The sequence below is a fragment of the Actinoplanes couchii genome (genome assembly GCF_016862075.1).
GTDB classification, from domain to species: Bacteria; Actinomycetota; Actinomycetes; order Mycobacteriales; family Micromonosporaceae; genus Actinoplanes; species Actinoplanes couchii.
This window is the reverse complement of the sequence record NZ_BOMG01000061.1, coordinates 47,343-64,181: the sequence shown is the minus strand read 5'-3', so window position 1 is coordinate 64,181 and position 16,839 is coordinate 47,343. Positions and strand designations below refer to the sequence as shown.

Below are 16,839 nucleotides of genomic sequence, written 5' to 3'. Positions count from 1 at the left end.
GCCACCGCCGCGCCGCGTGCTGGCGCCACCGCCGCGCCGCGTGCTGGCGCCACCGCTGCGCCGCGTGCTGGCGCCACCGCTGCGCCGCGTGCTGCTCCCGGGCCGGGCGCCCGCGCTGCGGACGTCCTGGCACGGCTTGACCGGCACCGGATCGCGGAGATCCTGGACCGGTTGGACAGCGACGACCGGGAGATTCCGCCACCGCTGGAACCCCTGCTCCCGGCCCTGGCCGAAACCATCCTGTTCTGGAGCGGCAGGCAGCCACCGACCCCGGACGGACGGGACTGCCCAGACCCGGGCACGGCTCAGCAGCGCCGGGTCCTGGTGATCCACGATGAGCAGAGCGCCCTCACCGCCGACCGCCTGACCCGTCTCGGTCAAGCGGTGGCCGACCCGGTGACCGGGATGTCACCGCTGGCCGGCCTGGTGATGGCCGATTCCCGCGCCGATCCCCGGATCCAGGTGGCCGACCTGCTCGCCGGAACAGCCCGCCGCCGCACCGACCTCCTGCCCGCCACGGTCCTCTCCGCGACGTCGCTGCACCGCCCCCGGTCATGAACCTCGCCGGTGGCATCACGTCTGGATCAACGGCTGGTACTCCTCCTCGGTCAGCCCGAACGTCCACGCCACCCCGGCCCGCGCCGACCTGGTCCGCGGTGGGACGCGCAGCCAGTAGACACGTGAGGTGCCGTCCGGTTCGGGGGTGGAGTTGACCACCTCGACCATCACCAGCGGCTCGTCGCCGGGCAGGTCCAGCCACCACAGCGTGCCCGTCTCGTCGGTGCCCTGTCTGCGGGCTCCGGCCTCGCGCAGATATCGCTCGTAGCCGAAGTGCTCCAGCATCACCCGGCGGATCTCGGCGTTCTCCTCGCTGCGGATTCGCTCCATCGTCAGGGAGGGCAGCTCGGCGGCCAGATCGCCGGGGATCGGCATGCCCCGCCACGCCCACAGGCCGTAGCCGTCGGTGAACTCCATGGCCGCGCCCTCACCCCGGTGCAGGCGACCGACGTTGTCGCGGGCCAGCAGGGTGGGCCGCTCGGTCAGCACGACGGCGTCCTCGAACGCCCACCACCAGCCGGCCTGCCGGGCCACCTCGGCGAGCCCGCCCAGCCGGTGCATCAGCCCGGCCTCGGGAACCAGCCGGTCGGCGGCCTCGAACGTGCACAGCCAGGTGCCGTCGTGCTGCCCGTAGACCGCGTCGAGCAGTGTCGTGCGGGCGCCGGTGCCCAGGTCAGCGACCAGGTCCTCGCCGAGACGCGCCCGCAGCCGGCCGGCGATCAGGTCCATCACCAGACCCCAGGAGCGACGGCCGGAGGCGGCACTGAGCTGCGCCCAGCCGTCCGCGCCGAGTGCTTGCAGAGCGGTCCGGCGAGCCTGAGCCCACGGCTCGGTGCGAACCTGACGGCGCACCGAACGCCCCACCGTGTCCTGCGGGCTCCAGCCCTGGCGAAGCAGGTCGGCATGCACCGCGGCGAACCAGGACGGCAGGTCCGGGCCGGGTTTCACCGCCCCGCAGAGCAGGGCCGCGGCGGCGGCTCCGGCCCGCGGCGAACCGAACCAGTAGACACGCGCGGGTGGCTGGAGCCCTGCCCGGGCGTACAGAACGCGTACTCCATCCTCGGCGGCCTCGCGCACCGCGGACCCGGTCTCGACCGCGGCGGCCAGCCACTGGTCCTCGATGGCCGCGGCCATCGCCTCCTGCTCGTGGGTGAGTCTCATCAGGCGCCCCTCTCAGTCCGCGACCGGGCGGAACGCGCCCGGAATGTACTCACGCTGGCGCACCACCCGGTAGTGGCCCCGGGGCAGCGGGATCGGGCCGTGCTCCTCGTGGCTGACCCGCCCGTGCTCGGGCACCTCGATGAACATGCGCTCCGGGTCGTCGAGGTCGGCGAGCAGCCGCAGCCCGGGACCGCCGACGACGTGGGCGTGACCGGTGGCCTCGCCGCGGGCCAGGACCATGCGGCCCCGGCGGTCACGGGGAACCGGTGCGGTGGCGGGCACGTCGCCCTCACCCACCGGGATGATCAGCACATCGCCCTGACGGTACATCCGCAGCCTCCCGCGCAGCTCTCGCTCTGTCGGAAGGAACCTAGCGCGGGGGTACGACAAGTTTCCGTGCGGCGGGTCAGCCGAGGTTCAGCTTGGCCACCGCGACCACTTCGCCGTTCTTGATCGTCAGATGGACCTGCTGGTCCTTGGCGCTGTCCTGGATGACGGCGAAGTCGCTGAACGGAACCCGGCAGGTCGCGGCCCGGGTCTGCGGGTCGGTGCATTTCTCCGGGTTCGACACGAAATCGAAGTACTGCGGCTTCGCGGCGATCGGCAGGGTGACCTTGATCCGCCCGGGCACCGTCGTGTACGCGACGTCACACTGCGGTGAGGTGTTCTCCAGCCCGAACCGGTCGCAGTACTCCTTGCCGGTGATCACCTCGACCTTCTCGAAGATGGCCACCCGCCCGTCGTTGTAGACCATGTCGGTCCGGGCGGTGAAGGCGTCGTCGCCGGTCAGGTACGCCGGCGCGGCCGGAACCGCGGGATCGGTGCCGGACCGCAGCTCGGCGTCGGTGAAGGTCACCGTGGAGCGGGTCTTCGGCGCGGCCACCGAGCCGAACATCACCTGTCCGCTGACCAGGCTGTCCTCGGTGAGCGGTCCGCGCAGGGCCTCGGCGCCGTCGATGCTGACGATCGCCTGGTCGTTGTCGGCGTCGACGATCACACCGATCCGGTGTGCCGTACCGGCGGAGGTGTCTCTTTTGACTTCGGCGATGGTGGTCGCGCCGACCCGGTTGGTGTTGCTGGTCAGCTCGACCTGGTCCGCGCAGATCTTGACCCGGTAACCGGCGGGGCCGTCGGCCTCGGTGGCCCGGAACCAGATCGCCGCGCACGCCTGGTCGTTGGCGAGGGTGGCCCGGACGGTGATGTTCTGGCTCGGTGGGAAGACGGTCGCGAGGTAGTCCGGGCACTGCATCCCGGTCGGCTCGGCGGCGAACGCCGGGGAGGAGACGTCGTCGCGGGGCTTGGCGAGCACACGCAGCCCTTTCTGGTACGTGCAGCTGCCGGACGCCTCCGGTTCGGCGCCGAAGAACGCCTCCCTGCCCAGGGTGTCGAAGAGCGCCGGGCCGCTGATCGCCGGGCCGGCGCCGGGTGTCGGTGCGCTCGCCGGGGACAGTCCCGGTCGCAGCAGGGTTCCGGTGCCGATCGCGGCGCCGACGGCGGTGAGGGTGACGGCGGCGACCACGCCGAGGAGACGGCCGCGGCCGGCGCGTCTGCGGGGCCCGGTCTGGTAGCGGCCGGACTGCTGGGCCGCCTCGGCTGACCGTTGCAGATCAGGCGGGAGCGGGGGCGCGCTCGGCCCGCCGGTGACCAGCAGCCGATCCAGCAGCTCCGGTGCGGTGGGCCGGTTCCCCGGCTCCTTCTCCAGTGCCGCGGTGACGAGTTCGGCCAGGTAGGGCGGCAGATCGTGGATGCGCGGCGGCTGGGTCAGGATGCGGGCCGCGGTCACCGCCGGGCTGTCACCGCCGAACGGTGTGCGACCGGTGCCCGCATACGTCACGACGGCGCCCCAGGCGAAGACGTCGACCGCCGGGGTGAGCCCACGGTCGGTCTCCGGGTCGAGGCGCTCCGGCGCCATGTAGGCCAGCGTGCCGACGACCTCCTCCGCGCGGGTGTGGAAACTCGTCGGCTCCAGCGGCCGGGCGATACCGAAATCGATCACTTTCGGGGTGCCCAGCGCGAACAGCACGTTGCGGGGTTTGAGGTCGCGGTGGATGACGCCCGCGCCGTGGATCGCGGCCAGCGCGGCGCCCACCCCGACGGCCACGCCGTGCAGGCTGCCGCCGGTCAGCGGCCCCTGCTCGGTGACCACGTCGGCGAGGCTGGGGCCGTCGACGTACTCGACCACCAGGTACGGCGTCTCGTGATCCGGGTCGGCGTCTAGCACCTCGGCCGTGCAGAACGGCGGCACCTGGCGGGCCCGGTTGACCTCGCTGCGGAAACGGGCCCGGAACTCGGGCTCGTGCGCGAACTCCGGCCGGATGACCTTGACCGCGACCAGCCGCCCGCTCGCCGGGTCCTCGGCGAGGAAGACGGAACCCATCCCGCCCTGCCCCAGGCGCTTGAGCGTCCGATATCGCCCGATGGTCCGCGGATCGGTTGATCGCAGTGGGTCTGCCACGGGATCGCAACTTACCCGAAGCAAACCCCCGATCAAATCTCCTGCGGTACGGGTGGAACGCACGTCACCTAACTACTTCCCGGTTGCGGGGTCGTGCTCGCGCTCGGTGGCACGTCCGCCTCCAGCGCCAGCACCCGGGTCGGCCCGATCGTGAACGGCTCCCAGGCCCGCCCGAGCGCCCGCCGGTGAACCCCGTCGTCGAACCCGTTGCCGACGCAGCCCGCGTACCGCAACAGCACGTCGCTCTCCCCCGCCGACGACCGCACCCGCAGGACCACGGCATCCTCGCCGTACGCGTACTCGGCATCACAGTCACCGGGCCGGTCGGTCTCCCCGCCGACCGGGACCGCGGCAATGCCCCGAACCGCCCGGGCGGCATCGTCCCCGTCCAGTCGCCACCCGGACAGCAGCACACCCTCGGCAAGATCATATCGACAGACCGAAACACTTGTGACGTCACGCAGAGTGCTCACATCAACGGCTCGCCCCGGCCGAGCAGCCGGATTCCCCGCGATCGCATGCCCCGCCGTACAACCATAAACGTCGATGTAACTCACCCGGATCGTCGCCACGATCTGCTCCCAGGTCACCTCCGGCGCCTGAACGACGACTTCCACCCCTTTCAGCTTCCAGTGCTGGCCGCTCCTGCGCCACCCGCGGTCGACCGGTCGGCGGTGTCGCTCTGACCGAAAGCGACCAGCTGGCCGGTGTTCTTGACAACCGTGTCGTCGCCCAGGCACCCGATCAGCGGTGTCGCAGCGGTCGGCCTGACCACGGCCGGCGGCCGGTCCTGCTCGATGCACCAGGCGTCGAGCCGCAGGCCCCGCTCACCCCAGCCCCAGTCGCCGGGAACACCGACCTGCACTCCCCCGTAGGACTCCCACCGCCACCCGTCCGGCAGTCCCGAAGTCCCCACCGACGAGACCGGCCGCGGCGTGGCCACCGGCCCCGCCCCACACGCCGACAACAGCAGCACCGCGAGCACGCCGCCGACCAGCTTCGTCCCCGACATGGCATCCCCGTTCATGAAGTCAATCGCCAAGACTCGGACGCCCCACCGCACCACCCGGTTCCCCCGGCCCGCGGTGGTGACCTCCATGGCGGCGACTCAACGCGGACACTGAGCCACCAAGCCATCAAGCCACTACGGCCTCGGCCCGGGACCTGACCCGGTTACGCGACACCGCCGGGGCGACCTGTTCGGCCCCCGCAAGGTCCGCGTCCACAGATCCACCGGACCGCCGCCGGCACCACCTCGGGCAACGGCCGCCGTCGGGGACGCCTATCTGACGTCGCGCAGCGGATCCTGCCGGACCAGGACGTGCCGGTCGGGGCGGTGACGCCGGATCGAGGCCCTTCGACTAGGGCTGAATCGAGGTGTAGGTGAACAGATCCGGACGACCTGGGCCGACACCGAGGACCCGGCCGGTGAATCCGCCACCTACCTCGGTGGAGAGGTATCGCCCGTCGAGGCGCGCCAGTTCGGTGTCCCCGACGGTCAGGACGATGTCGTCGGGCCCGACCGTGACGCTCATCGCGCCGAGGTTCGCCGGGTCGACGGCGGCGATCCGCAGCGTGACCGGGCCCGCGGTGACCGGCACCGAACCGACCTCCTGCTCCAGATCACCGATGCGGGCCACGGCACTGATCCGGCCCGGTTCGGCGACAAGGCCGTACCAGTGCCGGTCGTCGAGACGCAGAACGAATCGGGCCGGTCCGGCATCGGGGTCGATGACGGCTTCGGCATGCCACCGAGCATCGCGTACCCGTACACAAGTCAGGTCTCGGCCCGGGGTCACCCACCGTGGATGCGGGACCGGACCGGTGAAGTCGTCGGTGAAGGAATGATCGATCGGGGTCACCGGTGGGGACGGCTCGTGGAAGGCCGGCCAGCCGTCGGTCCAGGTGACCGCGGCGAGAAACGTCTCACGGCCGTTGACGTGGAAGTGCGGGGTGAAGCCGTGCGGACGAACACCGAGGTAGACCGCCCACCACGTGCCGTCGGCGGACTGGACCAGGTCGGCGTGGCCGGTGTTCTGCACCGGATGGCCGGTGCTGCGATGCGACAGGATCGGGTTGCCGGGGCACGACTCGAACGGCCCGTCCGGCGCCGGCCCACGGGCGATCGTGACGGCGTGGCCGCGTTCGGTGCCGCCCTCGGCGACGACCAGGTACCAGACGCCGTCGATCTGATAGAGGTGCGGCGCCTCGACGTTGGTCATGCCGGTGCCGCGCCACACCAGGCGGGTGTCGCCGAGTGTCTTGCCGGTGCCCGGATCGACGAGCACCTGCACGATGCCGCCGCCTTCCTGGAAACTCGCGTAGGTCAGGTAGCAGTTCCCGGCGTCGTCCCAGGCGAGATCCGGGTCGATGCCGAGTGTTCCGGCGACGTACACCGGGTCGCTCCACGGGCCCTCCGGCCGTTCGGCGTGGGTGATCAGGTGACCGTCACGGATCCGGCTCGCGTCGGTGGTGATTATCCAGAAGCGGCCGTCGTGGTGGCGCAGCGTCGGCGCGTAGATGCCCTGGGACGGCTCCGCGGCGTCGACCCGGTCCAGAATGTTGCCGATGTGCTCCCATCGGCGCAGGTCACGGCTGTGCAGAAGCGGCACCCCGGGCGAGTACTCGAAACTGGAACAGGCCAGGTAGTAGTCGTCGCCGACCCGGCACACCGTCGGGTCGGGGAAAAAACCGGCGATCACCGGAACACTCATCTGCGGGCTCCCTGGAAGGTGGATCGGTAGGCGTGCGGGCTGGTCCCGACGACGCGCCGGAACCGTTCACGGAAGGCGGTCGGTGACCCGAATCCGACCTGTCCGGAGATCGACTCGACCGGCTGGTCGGTGGCTTCGAGCAGGTGCTGGGCGCGGCGGATGCGGGCGCGCAGCAGCCATTGCAGCGGGGTCGTCCCGGTCTGTTCACGGAACCGCCGGTTCAGGGTGCGGATGCTCATCCCGCCCTGGGCGGCCAGGTCGGCGAGGGTGAGGTCGGTGGTGGTGTTCTCCTGCATCCAGCGCAGCAGGGGTTCCAGGCCGGCTCCGCGTGGTGTCGGCGGTTGTTCGGGCACGATGAACTGGGCCTGGCCGCCTTCGCGTTCCAGTGGCATCACCGACAGCCGGGCCGCGTCGGCGGCGACCGCCGAGCCGTGGTCGCGTCTGATCAGATGCAGACACAGGTCGAGTCCGGCGGCTGCTCCGGCCGAGGTCAGGAACTGTCCGTTGTCGACGTAGAGGACGTTCGGGTCGACGTCGATCCGCGGGTACCGGGCGGCCAGCGCGGCGGCGCCGATCCAGTGGGTGGTGGCGCGCAGTCCGTCGAGCAGCCCGGTTTCGGCCAGGATGAAAGCGCCGGCGCAGATGGAGGCGATCCGGGCGCCGCGGGCGGCGGCTTCCTTCAAAAGATCAACGACTTCCGCCGGTACGGGTACGTCCACATCCGCGCACCCCGGCAGGATGATCGTGTCCGCTTGCCCGAGGGTGTCCAGCCCCCACGGCGCGCGCAGGGTGAACACACCGGCGTCGACCTCGTCCGTGCCGGCGCAGATCCGCACCTCGTAGGGCGGTGTGCCGTCGGCGAGCCGAACCCGGCTGAACACCTCGACCGGAGTAGCGAGATCGAAGGGGATGACCTGGTCCAGCGCCAGAACGGCTACCACGTGCATGGCCGGAACCCTACGCGGAACCACTTGGCCAGCATCCGTCGGAGCACGGCAATCCAGCCTGTTCCCGGTCGGGAAAAGCCCCAATAGCGTCTCTCGTCGTGACAAAGCCCCTCCTTTCCCTGCACGTGCTGGCCGTCATCATCGCGATCGGCCCGGTGACCGTGGCCGCCAGCATGTTCCCGGCCGCGGCCCGTCGTGCCACCGATCGCCACACCACGCTGCGCCTGCTACATCGGATCTGCCGGGTGTACAGCATGGCCGGTATCGCCGTGCCGGTGTTCGGCCTGGCCACCGCCAGCAGCCTCGGTGTCCTCGGCGACGCCTGGTTGCTCACGTCGATCGCGCTGACCGGTGCCGCCGCCCTGATCCTGGCCCTGGTGATCCTGCCCGGCCAGCAGAGCGTGCTGGCCGGAGAGCCGTTCCCGCCGTCCCGTCTCGGCATGGTGACCGGCATCTTCAACCTCCTCTGGGCCACCGTGACCGTCCTGATGATCATTCATCCCGGCTCGACGACGGGAGCCTGACCATGCCCGACTCCCCAAGCCCCGACCAGCCCGCCACACCCGCCTCTCGTGTCCCCACCCAACCCACCGCCACCGACGCCCCGTTCCCCTCCCGACCTGCCGTGCCCGGCTCCCCGCTGGCCCCTCACCCGCTCCTGCGCGCGCGTCCTGGGCCGAGTTGCTGTCACTCACGGTCCTGCTGCTCAACCTGGCCACCGCTCACCTTCCGGTGATCACGTCGCTGGGCGGTCCGGTGCACGGCTGCGCCTACCTGATCGTGGTGGTCTTCGCACTACGCCACCCCCGGGCTTCCCTCGTCACCCGTCTCGTGGCACTACTCCCCGGAATCGGCGGCATCCTCGTCCTCCGCAGCCTGACCCCGCCCCGAACAGGCGCTCCCCGTCCTACGACACCTCGATGATCACGGCGGTCGCGTTGTCGTCACCCCCGTTGTCGAGCGTGCGGGCCAGCAGCCGTTCCGTCTTCACCGCCGGCGTCGCCGTCCCGGCCAGCAACTGCCCGAGCACACGGTCGTCGATCTGGTCCGAGACCCCGTCCGTGCACAGCAGAAGCAGGTCCCCCGCCCGCAGGCTGACGTTCAGCAGGTCGGGTTCCGGCATAGCGGGGTGCCCGGCATACCGGGTGAGCCGATGCCGCGCGAAGTAGGCCTCCCGTGATCCCGGCGCATACCAGCCGTGGAGAATCCCCAGCCAGGCCTCGGTGTGATCAGCTGTCAGAAGCTCCAGACAGCCGTCCCGCACCCGATAGACCCGGGAATCCCCCAACTGCACGATCCACGCGCCCGCTTCCCCACCGCCCGGATCACCCTCGGACCCTCCGCCCTGTTTCTCGCCACCGATCTGATCCTCTCGGTCTCCCCCGCTGTCACCGCGCGCCCCACCGTCCCCGCGCGCCCCGCTGTCGCCGCTCGCTTCACCGTCCTCGCTCGCCCCGTTGTCGCCGCTCGCCCCGTCGCCGCGGCGCGCCCCGCCATCCCCACTGTCGCCGCTCGGCCCACCGTTGCTGCTCACCGGGCTGCTGCCGGCCGTCCCTCCAGTGTCGGGCGTCTGCCTGACGTTGCCGGCCCGGCCAGCAGCGCCCGCCGGGTTGGTATCGGCGATGAAAGCCGTGAGCGTGCAGCCGGTCAGACCCGACAGGGCGATCCCTGCTTGGTGGACCGCCCACTGGACCTCGGCCACCGCTTTACGCAAGGCCGTCGTCCCACTGCCGGGAACCGCTTCCCGGACGAACACCTCGACGGCGGTCCGGCCCGCAGCAGTACTTCCCGCGCTGTCCCCCATCCCGTCCGCCACCACCGCGAGAGGCGATTCCTTCCCGAGGTGCAGAACGTCAAAGTTGTCCCGATACCGGTTCCCCACGACGCTGCCCGCCGCCACCGTCAACCGGCGCCCGGCGATCCACCAGTCCGCTGTTCTGATCGTCACCATGCTGGTTCCTCCCTTCCAGACCAGGCGCCCACTTCATCACGGTCGGCACTCCGCCGGAGAACTCTCCGGTGCGATCCCGCTTCCTCAGGCAAACCCCGGCTCTGCCCGGTTGCCGTAGTCACCGGTCCTGTCCTGTTCGAACATCGCCGTCCGCGCTCCGCCCCACAATTCGCCCCTGCAGCGTGCAATCCGTGGTCTACGGCTCCGTATGGCATGTCCGCGGTCACCGGTGTTCCAGGGCGAGCCGGGGCAGACGCCGGGCCAGCCCGGACGGCAGCCACCAGGCACGTGCACCGAACAGGTGCATGACAGCCGGCAGCAGCAGACACCGAATGATCACCGCGTCGATCAGCACCGCCACGGCCAGCCCGAGGCCGAACTGCTGCAACATCCGGTCGGGCGAGAGCAGAAAGGCCCCGAACACCACCACCATGATCGCGGCGGCAGCCGTGACCACCCGCCCGGTGGTGGCCAGTCCCTCCTTGACGGCACCGGCAGCATCGCTGGTGCGCTCCCACGCCTCGTGCATGCGAGCCATCAGGAACACCTCGTAGTCCATCGACAGCCCGAACACGATCGCGAAGATCATGACCGGGACGTACGCCTCGATCGGGCCCGCCGGAACCCCGAAGGCCCCGTTCTGAAAGACCAGGACAACGACGCCCATGGCCGCTGCGACACTGAGCAGGTTGAGGACCGCGGCTTTCAACGGAATCACCAGCGACCGGAAGAGCACCGTCAACAACAGGATCGACAACCCCACCACGACTGCCACGAACAGCGGCAACCGCTCACCGAGCGCATCGGAGACGTCAGCAGGCCTGGACCACGAGATCCCAACGCCGAGGGGACGACCGGCTGGCCGGAGATCTGCTGGCCAGCCATCTTGAGCCCCGGGTTGGTTGGCTAGGGCGCAACCCTCTGCTCTTGGCCACCCGAGCGGGAACCATTTCGCGATACAGGGCCAGCGAGCACTTGAGCCGGACCGTCGAACCCTTGCCCCGTCGGTCCGCTCGACGGAACAGGCGCCCCGGCGAACGGCGATCCGACAACAACTCGGAACGGTGGCCAAGAGATCTGGACGACACCGAATACCCGGAGAGAACGGCCCGCCCCGGCTGATGCCTCAGTGCTCGGGCGGCTTGAAGAGCCACCCGAGCAGCGGAAAGGCGAACCGAACAAGGCGAGCAACCAACCCGACCAAGCAAGCAACGCGCCCAGCTGAGCCTGGGCAAGATGAGCCGGCTGAGCCAAACCGACGAGCCGCCCGAGCCGTACAAGATGAGCCGGTCTAAAAGGACGGTCAGCTTCTCGGGTCAGCCGCAGGCCTGATCCACACCGGGCCAACAGCAGACCTCCATGCTGGGTCAGCAGCAGGCCATCAGGCCGGCCAGTTGGAGGCCTCCACGCGGGGTCAGCCGCAGGCTTCGGCCACCTTGACGCTGGCGCTGCTGAAGGCGCCGGCGTCGGGGATCTGGCCGTTGCCCGCGGTCAGGGTCTTGCCGAAGTCCTCCATCACGGTGGCCAGGGAGTCCGCGGCGGACTGGACGTCGCCGCCGGCCTTCGCGCCCTCTTCGCGGACCTTCGCCGCGCCGTCGGTGTACGTCTTGGCGAGTGCGGCCGGGTCCGAGATCTGCTTCATGCCGGTGTCGGCGATGGTCTTCAGCTCGGCGGTGATGGCCTGGCAGGCGGCGGCGTCGCTGCTCGAACAGCCGGTCAGGGCCAGCATCGCGGTCATCACGCCGGTTCCCAGGACAGCCTTGAGTGAACGCACAGTTTCTCCCCGTGATCTTGATGAATATGCGAGCTGGCACCGTAGCAGCGAGAAGCGACCGTCTTCCAGTGGACAGGGTCCGCCACCAGCGCCTTTGCGGCCCGAGACGAGTAGAGGGCACGATCGGATCCAGCGGAAGGGCCGTGCCGTCACCGTGTTCCGCCAACATCCACAGTGGCTCAAGTGAAGCCGGTCACGCGCCCGCATTCCGGATGGAGCAGGCCACACCAAGGAACAAGTTTCGGCTGTTTGCGAGATTGGCCGCGGCGCGTCGTCCCGGTCGGCAACCAGGGCACCGACCCATTGGGGAGGGAACTCGATCCGACCCGGAACACCCGGCATCACGAGCGGCGGCCCAGAAATCGGCACGCATCCCATCACGGTCAGAGCGGCCCCAACAACGACCGCGTATTCAGCCGTTTCGACAGGCCGGCCCGAGCGACGGCCCAGGCCGGAGAACCGCAGTCGATCCGAGTAAACGGACCCGGCAGGTCATCCTTGGCCCGGCTGAACGGCCAGTCCCAGCGGCTCAGGCACCAGACGACTCGACGATTTTCGGGGCGGCCAAGTCAGATTCGAGGCGGTCAACCGTAGCTGCGGAGGGCACTTCAGCCATCCTGACGGTGTACCCGCACGGTGTCTTGGCTCTTCCGCCCGAGAGTCAGCACGCGATTGGCACGGCGCATCGCCGCAGTGATCGCCACCGCCAGGTACAGCGCCAAACGCATCACCGGAAGCACTCCGATCAGGAGACCCGGGTCGCTCCGAGGATCTCCACCAGGCCGGTGATCTCCAGAACCTGATAGACGTTGGGGTGCACCCGCTCGATCAGGAGCGGGACACCGGCCCGAGCGGCCATGTCGTGACACTGCAGCAGAGCCCGCACACCCCCGGAGTCGATGAACGTCAACATTGAGGCGTCCAGGCGCAACCGGGCGGGAGCATGCGTGACGAGCGCTGCCGACAGTGTGGTGTGCAGCCCTTCGGTTTCGTCGGCGTCGAGTTCTCCGGCAAGAGTGACCAGCAGGTCCGCAGCCGGTGCCGGCTCGGCCACCGTGATGTCGAGACGGGTGGCCGGGATGTCGGCGAATTCATATCGGCGCAAGCTCATAGGACCCCTGTCAGGTTTCACGGGTGGTCCCTCACTGCTGAAGGCGTCGACCGAATCTTACGGCGCTTTCCCTTCGGGGACATGCCGTCCCGGATCCACTCGGCGGTTCATGACCCCGTTCGGGGTACGCACCACCCACTGAACTCGAACCGAGCGAGCTACGAAGAATCACCGCCTTCCTATCGACGCCGGGAGCAGCCGACCGATTTCAGAGCCGCAGAGCAGGCGTCAGGGTGTTGAACAAGGTGTGCGTCGGGGAACCGGGCTCGGAGCAGTAGGTGATCAGCCGCTGGGAGGTGTCCGGCAGATGCAGGACCTGACACTCGTACTCCAACTCGCCGAGCCGCGCCGACTGCACCCGTTTGATGATGCGGCGGCGGACCTCGACATCGTGCTCGGCCCACATCGCGGCGAACGGTGGCGACGTGCCCAACATCTCGGTGACCAGGGCGGACAAACCCGGGTCGCCGGGATGACGTGCATAGGACGCGCGCAGGTCGGCAACCGTCGACCGGGTGAACGCGTCGGCCGACTCGCTGTCCCAGTGCTCAGCCGTGAGCGGGTGCCCGAACAGCCATCGGATCATGTTGCGGTCGGCGCGATCGGGGGTCAGTAGGTCGCCCATCACATGGGTGGCCAGGTTGTTCCAGGCGAGGATCTCGTACTTGACGTCGACCACGTAGGCGGGCACCCCGTACAGACTGTCGAGCAGGCAACGGATCGCTGGGGCGACATCCGGCGAGGGAGCGTCGACCGCCGGTGGCTCGACACCGGCCACCCGGAACAGATAGTCACGCTCGTCGCGATCGAGCAACAGCGCCCGGCTGAGCGAGGCCAGGATCTGCCGGGATGGGTTCGGACCGCGCCCCTGCTCGAGGCGCACCAAGTAGTCGATCGACATGCCCGCCAGCTGTGCGACCTCCTGACGCCGCAGACCCGGGGTGCGACGACGAGTGCCATCGGGCAGCCCGACATCGGCAGGCTGCAGACGGACGCGCCGTGATCGAAGGAATGCTGCCAGCTCCGCCCTCTCCATGGCCCAAGGATGCCCCGTCCCGGATCGCTTAGGGTGGTACTGCTTATACCAGCATCAACTGGTCCCTGCCTGCCGTCGCGAAACGCGGACATCATCGCCGTATGAACACGATCGCGCTGGTGACCGGCGCCAACAAAGGAATCGGATTCGAGACCGCACGGCTGCTCGCCGAGCGCGGCATGACCGTGCTGGTGGGTTCGCGCGACCTGGCCCGCGGCGAGAAGGCGGCGGCCCAACTGCCGGGTGCGGTGGCGATTCAGATCGACGTGACCGACGACGCCTCGATCGCCCAGGCCGCCGAGCTGGTGACCGACGACTACGGCCGGCTCGACGTGCTGGTGAACAACGCCGGCATCACCGGCAGTGTCGTCGGATCACGCGGCGGCCCGAGCGAGGCCACCCGAGAGGCGTTGCAGGAGGTGTTCGAGACGAACGTCTTCGGTCTGGTCGCGGTGACGAATGCATTCCTGCCACTGCTGCGCGCGTCGAAGTCCGCACGAATCGTCAACGTCTCCAGCGAGGTCGGCTCCTTCACCTCCATGACCGACCCCACGAACCCGCTGTCGGCGATGGCGGCAATCGTCTACCCGGCGTCCAAGACGGCGGTGAACATGGCCACCGTCATGTATGCGAAGGAGCTCAAGGACACCCCCGTAAAGATCAACGCCGCGATCCCCGGCCACTGCGCCACCGACCTGACCCGCCACACCGGCGACCGCACGGCCGTCGTCGGCGCCACGGTCAGCGTCACCCTGGCCACCCTCCCCGACGACGGCCCCACCGGCTGCGTCTTCGCCGACGACATGCGACAACTCCCGTTCTGACACCCAACCCCGGCAGGCGAGGCGGTCACGCGATGCGACCGACACACGGTTCGACGGAGGCACTCCAAACCACTTTTCGGTACGCCGCACAACTCCACAAACGCACCAATGACCACCGTCGGTTCCACGCGACGCAGGCGATTCACCAGACCGTCCCGCGACCACCGGGCTGGTGCGATGGGGCTGACCTGTGACTGCTCGCGGAGACTGCTCGAGGATCAGTCTGTCGGCTCGCTGAACAGCCTGCGGGCTCGCCGAAACAGCCTGTGAACTCTGCAGACTCTGCGGGCTCTGCCGGTCGATCCGCCTGCTCTGCGGGTCAGTCTGTGGGCCCTGCGGGTCGGGTCAGTCTGTGGGCTCTGGAGGAGTTGGTGTTTCTGGTTGTTGCTCGTCGGGCTTGGGGTGTTTCTGCACTGGGTTGTCGTTCAAGTCGATGGGGCGTTCGATGTCTGGCTGTTGTTTGATGTCTGGCTGTTGTGCTGGTTCTCGGATCTTCATGGTGGCCTCCTTCATGGGTCGGGTACCCGGGGAGGAGGCTCGTACACCCCGGGATCAAACCCCTGGGGCCACGCTGAGCAGGACCGCACTGTCGGCCAAGGCGTCCAGAGCGTGTCTGGCGTCGGGGATCACGATCAGGTCGCCGGCGACGCCGTCGGTGGTGGTCGCGCCGACGATCAAGCGGACGTGTCCGTGCAATACGTGCAGGGTTGCCTCGCCGGGACTTTCGTGTTCGTCGAGTCCACGGCCTTCGGCCAGAGCGATCAGTACCTGCCGCAGCCGGGTGCCCTGGCCGCCGTGCACGGTGTGGGCGCTGCGCCCGGAAGTCGCCGCCCGGGCGATGTCGAGATGCTGGCCGGCCAGCTCGGTCAGGTTCATATGGGGAGCCTGACACCGTGGACCCGGTACCACCGCCGCCGAATGGCCCGATCGCGGCGGGACTGAAGTCCTGCACCAGGAGGAGTTGCGCACTTGGGGCAGTTGGGCGCGGGGCTCCGGTGGGGCAGTTGGGCGCGGGGCTCCGGTTCACGGAATCGCCACCGGACAGCTCGAAACAGGTCAACGGGTCACAGTGGCGGCCGCCGATCTGGACTCGGCTGTTTCCGCAGTGAAGGCTGAAAACGGAAGGAGAATCGAGAGTCGTGGACCGTTGAGGCCCACGCCACCAGGGCGATGCCGGGCGCTGCGAGGCTCCCGCCGCCGGGACGGTGCCGGGCGCTGTGAGGCTCCCACCGCCGCGACGGTGCCAGGCGCTGAGGCTCACGTCGCCGGAACGGTGTGCCGGGCACAGAGGGCGACAACTGTTGGATACCGCCGGGTGGGTAGGGGTGGCATAGGCCGGGGCGGTCAGGAGCGGGGTGCAGGTGGCTGGCTTTGTTGGACACCGCGGGGTGGATGGCTGTAGGACACCGCCGGGTGGATGGCTGTAGGACACCGCCGGGTGGATGGCTTGTCCGACACCGCCGGGTGGGTGGGGATGGCTTGCGCCCGGATATGTGCGGGTCAGTTCAGACCGAACTCGTCCAGGAGGCCGGTGATGGCTAATACCTGATGCACGTGCGGGTGGACTGCCGTGATGCTCAGCTCGCAACCACGCGAGCGGGCGTCGTGGCGGCACAGCAGCAAGGACCGGATTCCGGCCGAGTCGAGGAACGTGACCTGGCTCAGGTCCAGGTCGATGCGGTCCGGGGTGTCCCGGTACAGGACCTCGCCGACGGCTACCCGCGCTTCGGCGCAGTTGTCACGGTCCATCTCGCCGGTGATCGCGATGACCACGACGGAACCGGCAGTCCGGTCGGCAGTCCTCGAGCCGGCGGTCTCTGGGCTTTCAGCAAACTGGTCGGGGAATGAGCTTTCAGCAAACTGGTCGGCCAGCTCCGAGACGAGCACGCCCCGACTAGTGCCCATCGGGCCGATCCTTACCGGGCCGTTCACTGCCGGGCCGTTCACTGCCGGGCCGGCAGGGACCGGGCTGCCGACCATTAGGCCAGCAGGAACTGGCCTGATGGAAACGGAGCCGGTAGGCGCTGGGCCTGTTGAAATCGGGCCGACAAGAGTCGACTCGACGTGAACAGAGCCGGTTCCCGCTGGCCCGGCCGGAGTCCGGCTGGCGACAGCCGGGTCGACCGAAACAGAGCCCGCGGGGGCTGAGCCGGCGGGCGCAGGGCCCGTGGGTGTTGAGCCGGCGAGTACGGGGCCCGTGAGTGTTGAACCGGCGGACACCGGGCTGGAGAGAGCAGGGCTGGAGAGAGCAGGGCTCGCGGGTGCCGGGCCCGTGGGTGCTGATCCGGTGGGCACCGGGATGGAGGGA

The 16,839-nt window shown here is 69.4% G+C and carries 18 protein-coding genes and 1 pseudogene; 4 read left to right on the top strand and 15 right to left on the bottom strand.

Annotated features, from left to right (window positions below):
* Positions 1 to 558 (top strand): annotated as a pseudogene (locus Aco03nite_RS25400) (hypothetical protein); the annotation flags it as partial.
* Positions 559 to 573: 15 nt separating this feature from the next.
* Here the strand turns inward: Aco03nite_RS25400 and Aco03nite_RS25395 are convergent.
* The 7 genes from Aco03nite_RS25395 to Aco03nite_RS25365 all read right to left on the bottom strand — a co-directional run bounded on the left by Aco03nite_RS25395 (position 574) and on the right by Aco03nite_RS25365 (position 7,835).
* Entirely contained in the window at positions 574 to 1,719 is a 1,146-nt protein-coding gene (locus Aco03nite_RS25395) for a DUF6745 domain-containing protein (protein WP_203798582.1), read from the bottom strand.
* A gap of 12 nt (positions 1,720 to 1,731) precedes the next feature.
* Complete coding sequence (locus Aco03nite_RS25390) at positions 1,732 to 2,049, bottom strand: DUF8820 family protein (protein ID WP_203798580.1); 318 nt, start codon at positions 2,047 to 2,049, stop codon at positions 1,732 to 1,734.
* Between the two features lie 76 nt (positions 2,050 to 2,125).
* On the bottom strand, positions 2,126 to 4,174 hold the full coding sequence (locus Aco03nite_RS25385) for a serine/threonine protein kinase (RefSeq protein ID WP_203798578.1): 2,049 nt from the start codon (positions 4,172 to 4,174) through the stop codon (positions 2,126 to 2,128).
* Between the two features lie 68 nt (positions 4,175 to 4,242).
* Positions 4,243 to 4,791 (bottom strand): hypothetical protein, encoded by a 549-nt coding sequence (locus Aco03nite_RS25380; protein WP_203798576.1) that lies wholly within the window; start codon positions 4,789 to 4,791, stop codon positions 4,243 to 4,245.
* Positions 4,792 to 4,796: 5 nt separating this feature from the next.
* Entirely contained in the window at positions 4,797 to 5,186 is a 390-nt protein-coding gene (locus tag Aco03nite_RS25375; protein ID WP_203798574.1) for a hypothetical protein, read from the bottom strand.
* Between the two features lie 349 nt (positions 5,187 to 5,535).
* Positions 5,536 to 6,888, bottom strand: a complete 1,353-nt coding sequence (locus Aco03nite_RS25370) for a glycoside hydrolase family 43 protein (protein WP_203798572.1) — start codon at positions 6,886 to 6,888, stop codon at positions 5,536 to 5,538.
* Complete coding sequence (locus Aco03nite_RS25365; RefSeq protein ID WP_203798570.1) at positions 6,885 to 7,835, bottom strand: GlxA family transcriptional regulator; 951 nt, start codon at positions 7,833 to 7,835, stop codon at positions 6,885 to 6,887. The genes Aco03nite_RS25370 and Aco03nite_RS25365 overlap by 4 nt, the downstream gene beginning before the upstream one ends.
* Before the next feature lie 98 nt (positions 7,836 to 7,933).
* Between Aco03nite_RS25365 and Aco03nite_RS25360 the strand changes: the two genes are divergently transcribed.
* On the top strand, positions 7,934 to 8,359 hold the full coding sequence (locus Aco03nite_RS25360) for a hypothetical protein (protein WP_203798568.1): 426 nt from the start codon (positions 7,934 to 7,936) through the stop codon (positions 8,357 to 8,359).
* A 157-nt stretch (positions 8,360 to 8,516) separates the two neighbouring features.
* Positions 8,517 to 8,759: a DUF3817 domain-containing protein gene (locus tag Aco03nite_RS25355; protein ID WP_203798566.1), complete on the top strand. Its 243-nt coding sequence runs from the start codon at positions 8,517 to 8,519 to the stop codon at positions 8,757 to 8,759.
* Here the strand turns inward: Aco03nite_RS25355 and Aco03nite_RS25350 are convergent.
* The 5 genes from Aco03nite_RS25350 to Aco03nite_RS25330 all read right to left on the bottom strand — a co-directional run bounded on the left by Aco03nite_RS25350 (position 8,743) and on the right by Aco03nite_RS25330 (position 13,707).
* A complete protein-coding gene (locus tag Aco03nite_RS25350) occupies positions 8,743 to 9,786 on the bottom strand; it encodes a PP2C family protein-serine/threonine phosphatase (RefSeq protein WP_203798564.1) in 1,044 nt (347 codons plus the stop codon). The two genes, Aco03nite_RS25355 and Aco03nite_RS25350, sit on opposite strands and share 17 nt — an antisense overlap.
* 223 nt (positions 9,787 to 10,009) lie before the next feature.
* Complete coding sequence (locus Aco03nite_RS25345; RefSeq protein ID WP_275415901.1) at positions 10,010 to 10,858, bottom strand: MMPL family transporter; 849 nt, start codon at positions 10,856 to 10,858, stop codon at positions 10,010 to 10,012.
* A gap of 342 nt (positions 10,859 to 11,200) precedes the next feature.
* Positions 11,201 to 11,560 carry a hypothetical protein gene (locus Aco03nite_RS25340; RefSeq protein ID WP_203798562.1) on the bottom strand — a complete coding sequence of 120 codons (360 nt, stop codon included), beginning with the start codon at positions 11,558 to 11,560 and terminating at the stop codon, positions 11,201 to 11,203.
* Between the two features lie 745 nt (positions 11,561 to 12,305).
* Complete coding sequence (locus Aco03nite_RS25335) at positions 12,306 to 12,671, bottom strand: STAS domain-containing protein (RefSeq protein WP_203798560.1); 366 nt, start codon at positions 12,669 to 12,671, stop codon at positions 12,306 to 12,308.
* Between the two features lie 208 nt (positions 12,672 to 12,879).
* Positions 12,880 to 13,707 carry a helix-turn-helix transcriptional regulator gene (locus Aco03nite_RS25330; protein WP_203798558.1) on the bottom strand — a complete coding sequence of 276 codons (828 nt, stop codon included), beginning with the start codon at positions 13,705 to 13,707 and terminating at the stop codon, positions 12,880 to 12,882.
* A gap of 101 nt (positions 13,708 to 13,808) precedes the next feature.
* On the opposite strand from Aco03nite_RS25330, the gene Aco03nite_RS25325 reads away from it, so the two are divergent.
* The gene (locus Aco03nite_RS25325) at positions 13,809 to 14,531 is read left to right on the top strand and encodes an SDR family oxidoreductase (RefSeq protein WP_203798556.1); all 723 of its coding nucleotides are present in this window, start codon (positions 13,809 to 13,811) and stop codon (positions 14,529 to 14,531) included.
* Between the two features lie 345 nt (positions 14,532 to 14,876).
* Here the strand turns inward: Aco03nite_RS25325 and Aco03nite_RS25320 are convergent, their stop codons facing one another.
* The 3 genes from Aco03nite_RS25320 to Aco03nite_RS25310 all read right to left on the bottom strand — a co-directional run bounded on the left by Aco03nite_RS25320 (position 14,877) and on the right by Aco03nite_RS25310 (position 16,418).
* Complete coding sequence (locus tag Aco03nite_RS25320; RefSeq protein WP_203798554.1) at positions 14,877 to 15,029, bottom strand: hypothetical protein; 153 nt, start codon at positions 15,027 to 15,029, stop codon at positions 14,877 to 14,879.
* 54 nt (positions 15,030 to 15,083) lie between these two features.
* Entirely contained in the window at positions 15,084 to 15,407 is a 324-nt protein-coding gene (locus Aco03nite_RS25315; protein ID WP_203798552.1) for a cupin domain-containing protein, read from the bottom strand.
* A 624-nt stretch (positions 15,408 to 16,031) separates the two neighbouring features.
* On the bottom strand, positions 16,032 to 16,418 hold the full coding sequence (locus Aco03nite_RS25310) for an STAS domain-containing protein (protein WP_203798550.1): 387 nt from the start codon (positions 16,416 to 16,418) through the stop codon (positions 16,032 to 16,034).
* Positions 16,419 to 16,839 lie beyond the last annotated feature (421 nt).

Coding starts and splice junctions, on each gene's coding strand:
- Aco03nite_RS25395 (WP_203798582.1), bottom strand. CDS start 1,719: ATGAGACTCACCCACGAGCAGGAGGCGATGGCCGCGGCCATCGAGGAC.
- Aco03nite_RS25390 (WP_203798580.1), bottom strand. CDS start 2,049: ATGTACCGTCAGGGCGATGTGCTGATCATCCCGGTGGGTGAGGGCGAC.
- Aco03nite_RS25375 (WP_203798574.1), bottom strand. CDS start 5,186: ATGTCGGGGACGAAGCTGGTCGGCGGCGTGCTCGCGGTGCTGCTGTTG.
- Aco03nite_RS25370 (WP_203798572.1), bottom strand. CDS start 6,888: ATGAGTGTTCCGGTGATCGCCGGTTTTTTCCCCGACCCGACGGTGTGC.
- Aco03nite_RS25365 (WP_203798570.1), bottom strand. CDS start 7,835: ATGCACGTGGTAGCCGTTCTGGCGCTGGACCAGGTCATCCCCTTCGAT.
- Aco03nite_RS25350 (WP_203798564.1), bottom strand. CDS start 9,786: ATGGTGACGATCAGAACAGCGGACTGGTGGATCGCCGGGCGCCGGTTG.
- Aco03nite_RS25335 (WP_203798560.1), bottom strand. CDS start 12,671: ATGAGCTTGCGCCGATATGAATTCGCCGACATCCCGGCCACCCGTCTC.
- Aco03nite_RS25330 (WP_203798558.1), bottom strand. CDS start 13,707: ATGGAGAGGGCGGAGCTGGCAGCATTCCTTCGATCACGGCGCGTCCGT.
- Aco03nite_RS25325 (WP_203798556.1), top strand. CDS start 13,809: ATGAACACGATCGCGCTGGTGACCGGCGCCAACAAAGGAATCGGATTC.
- Aco03nite_RS25320 (WP_203798554.1), bottom strand. CDS start 15,029: ATGAAGATCCGAGAACCAGCACAACAGCCAGACATCAAACAACAGCCA.
- Aco03nite_RS25315 (WP_203798552.1), bottom strand. CDS start 15,407: ATGAACCTGACCGAGCTGGCCGGCCAGCATCTCGACATCGCCCGGGCG.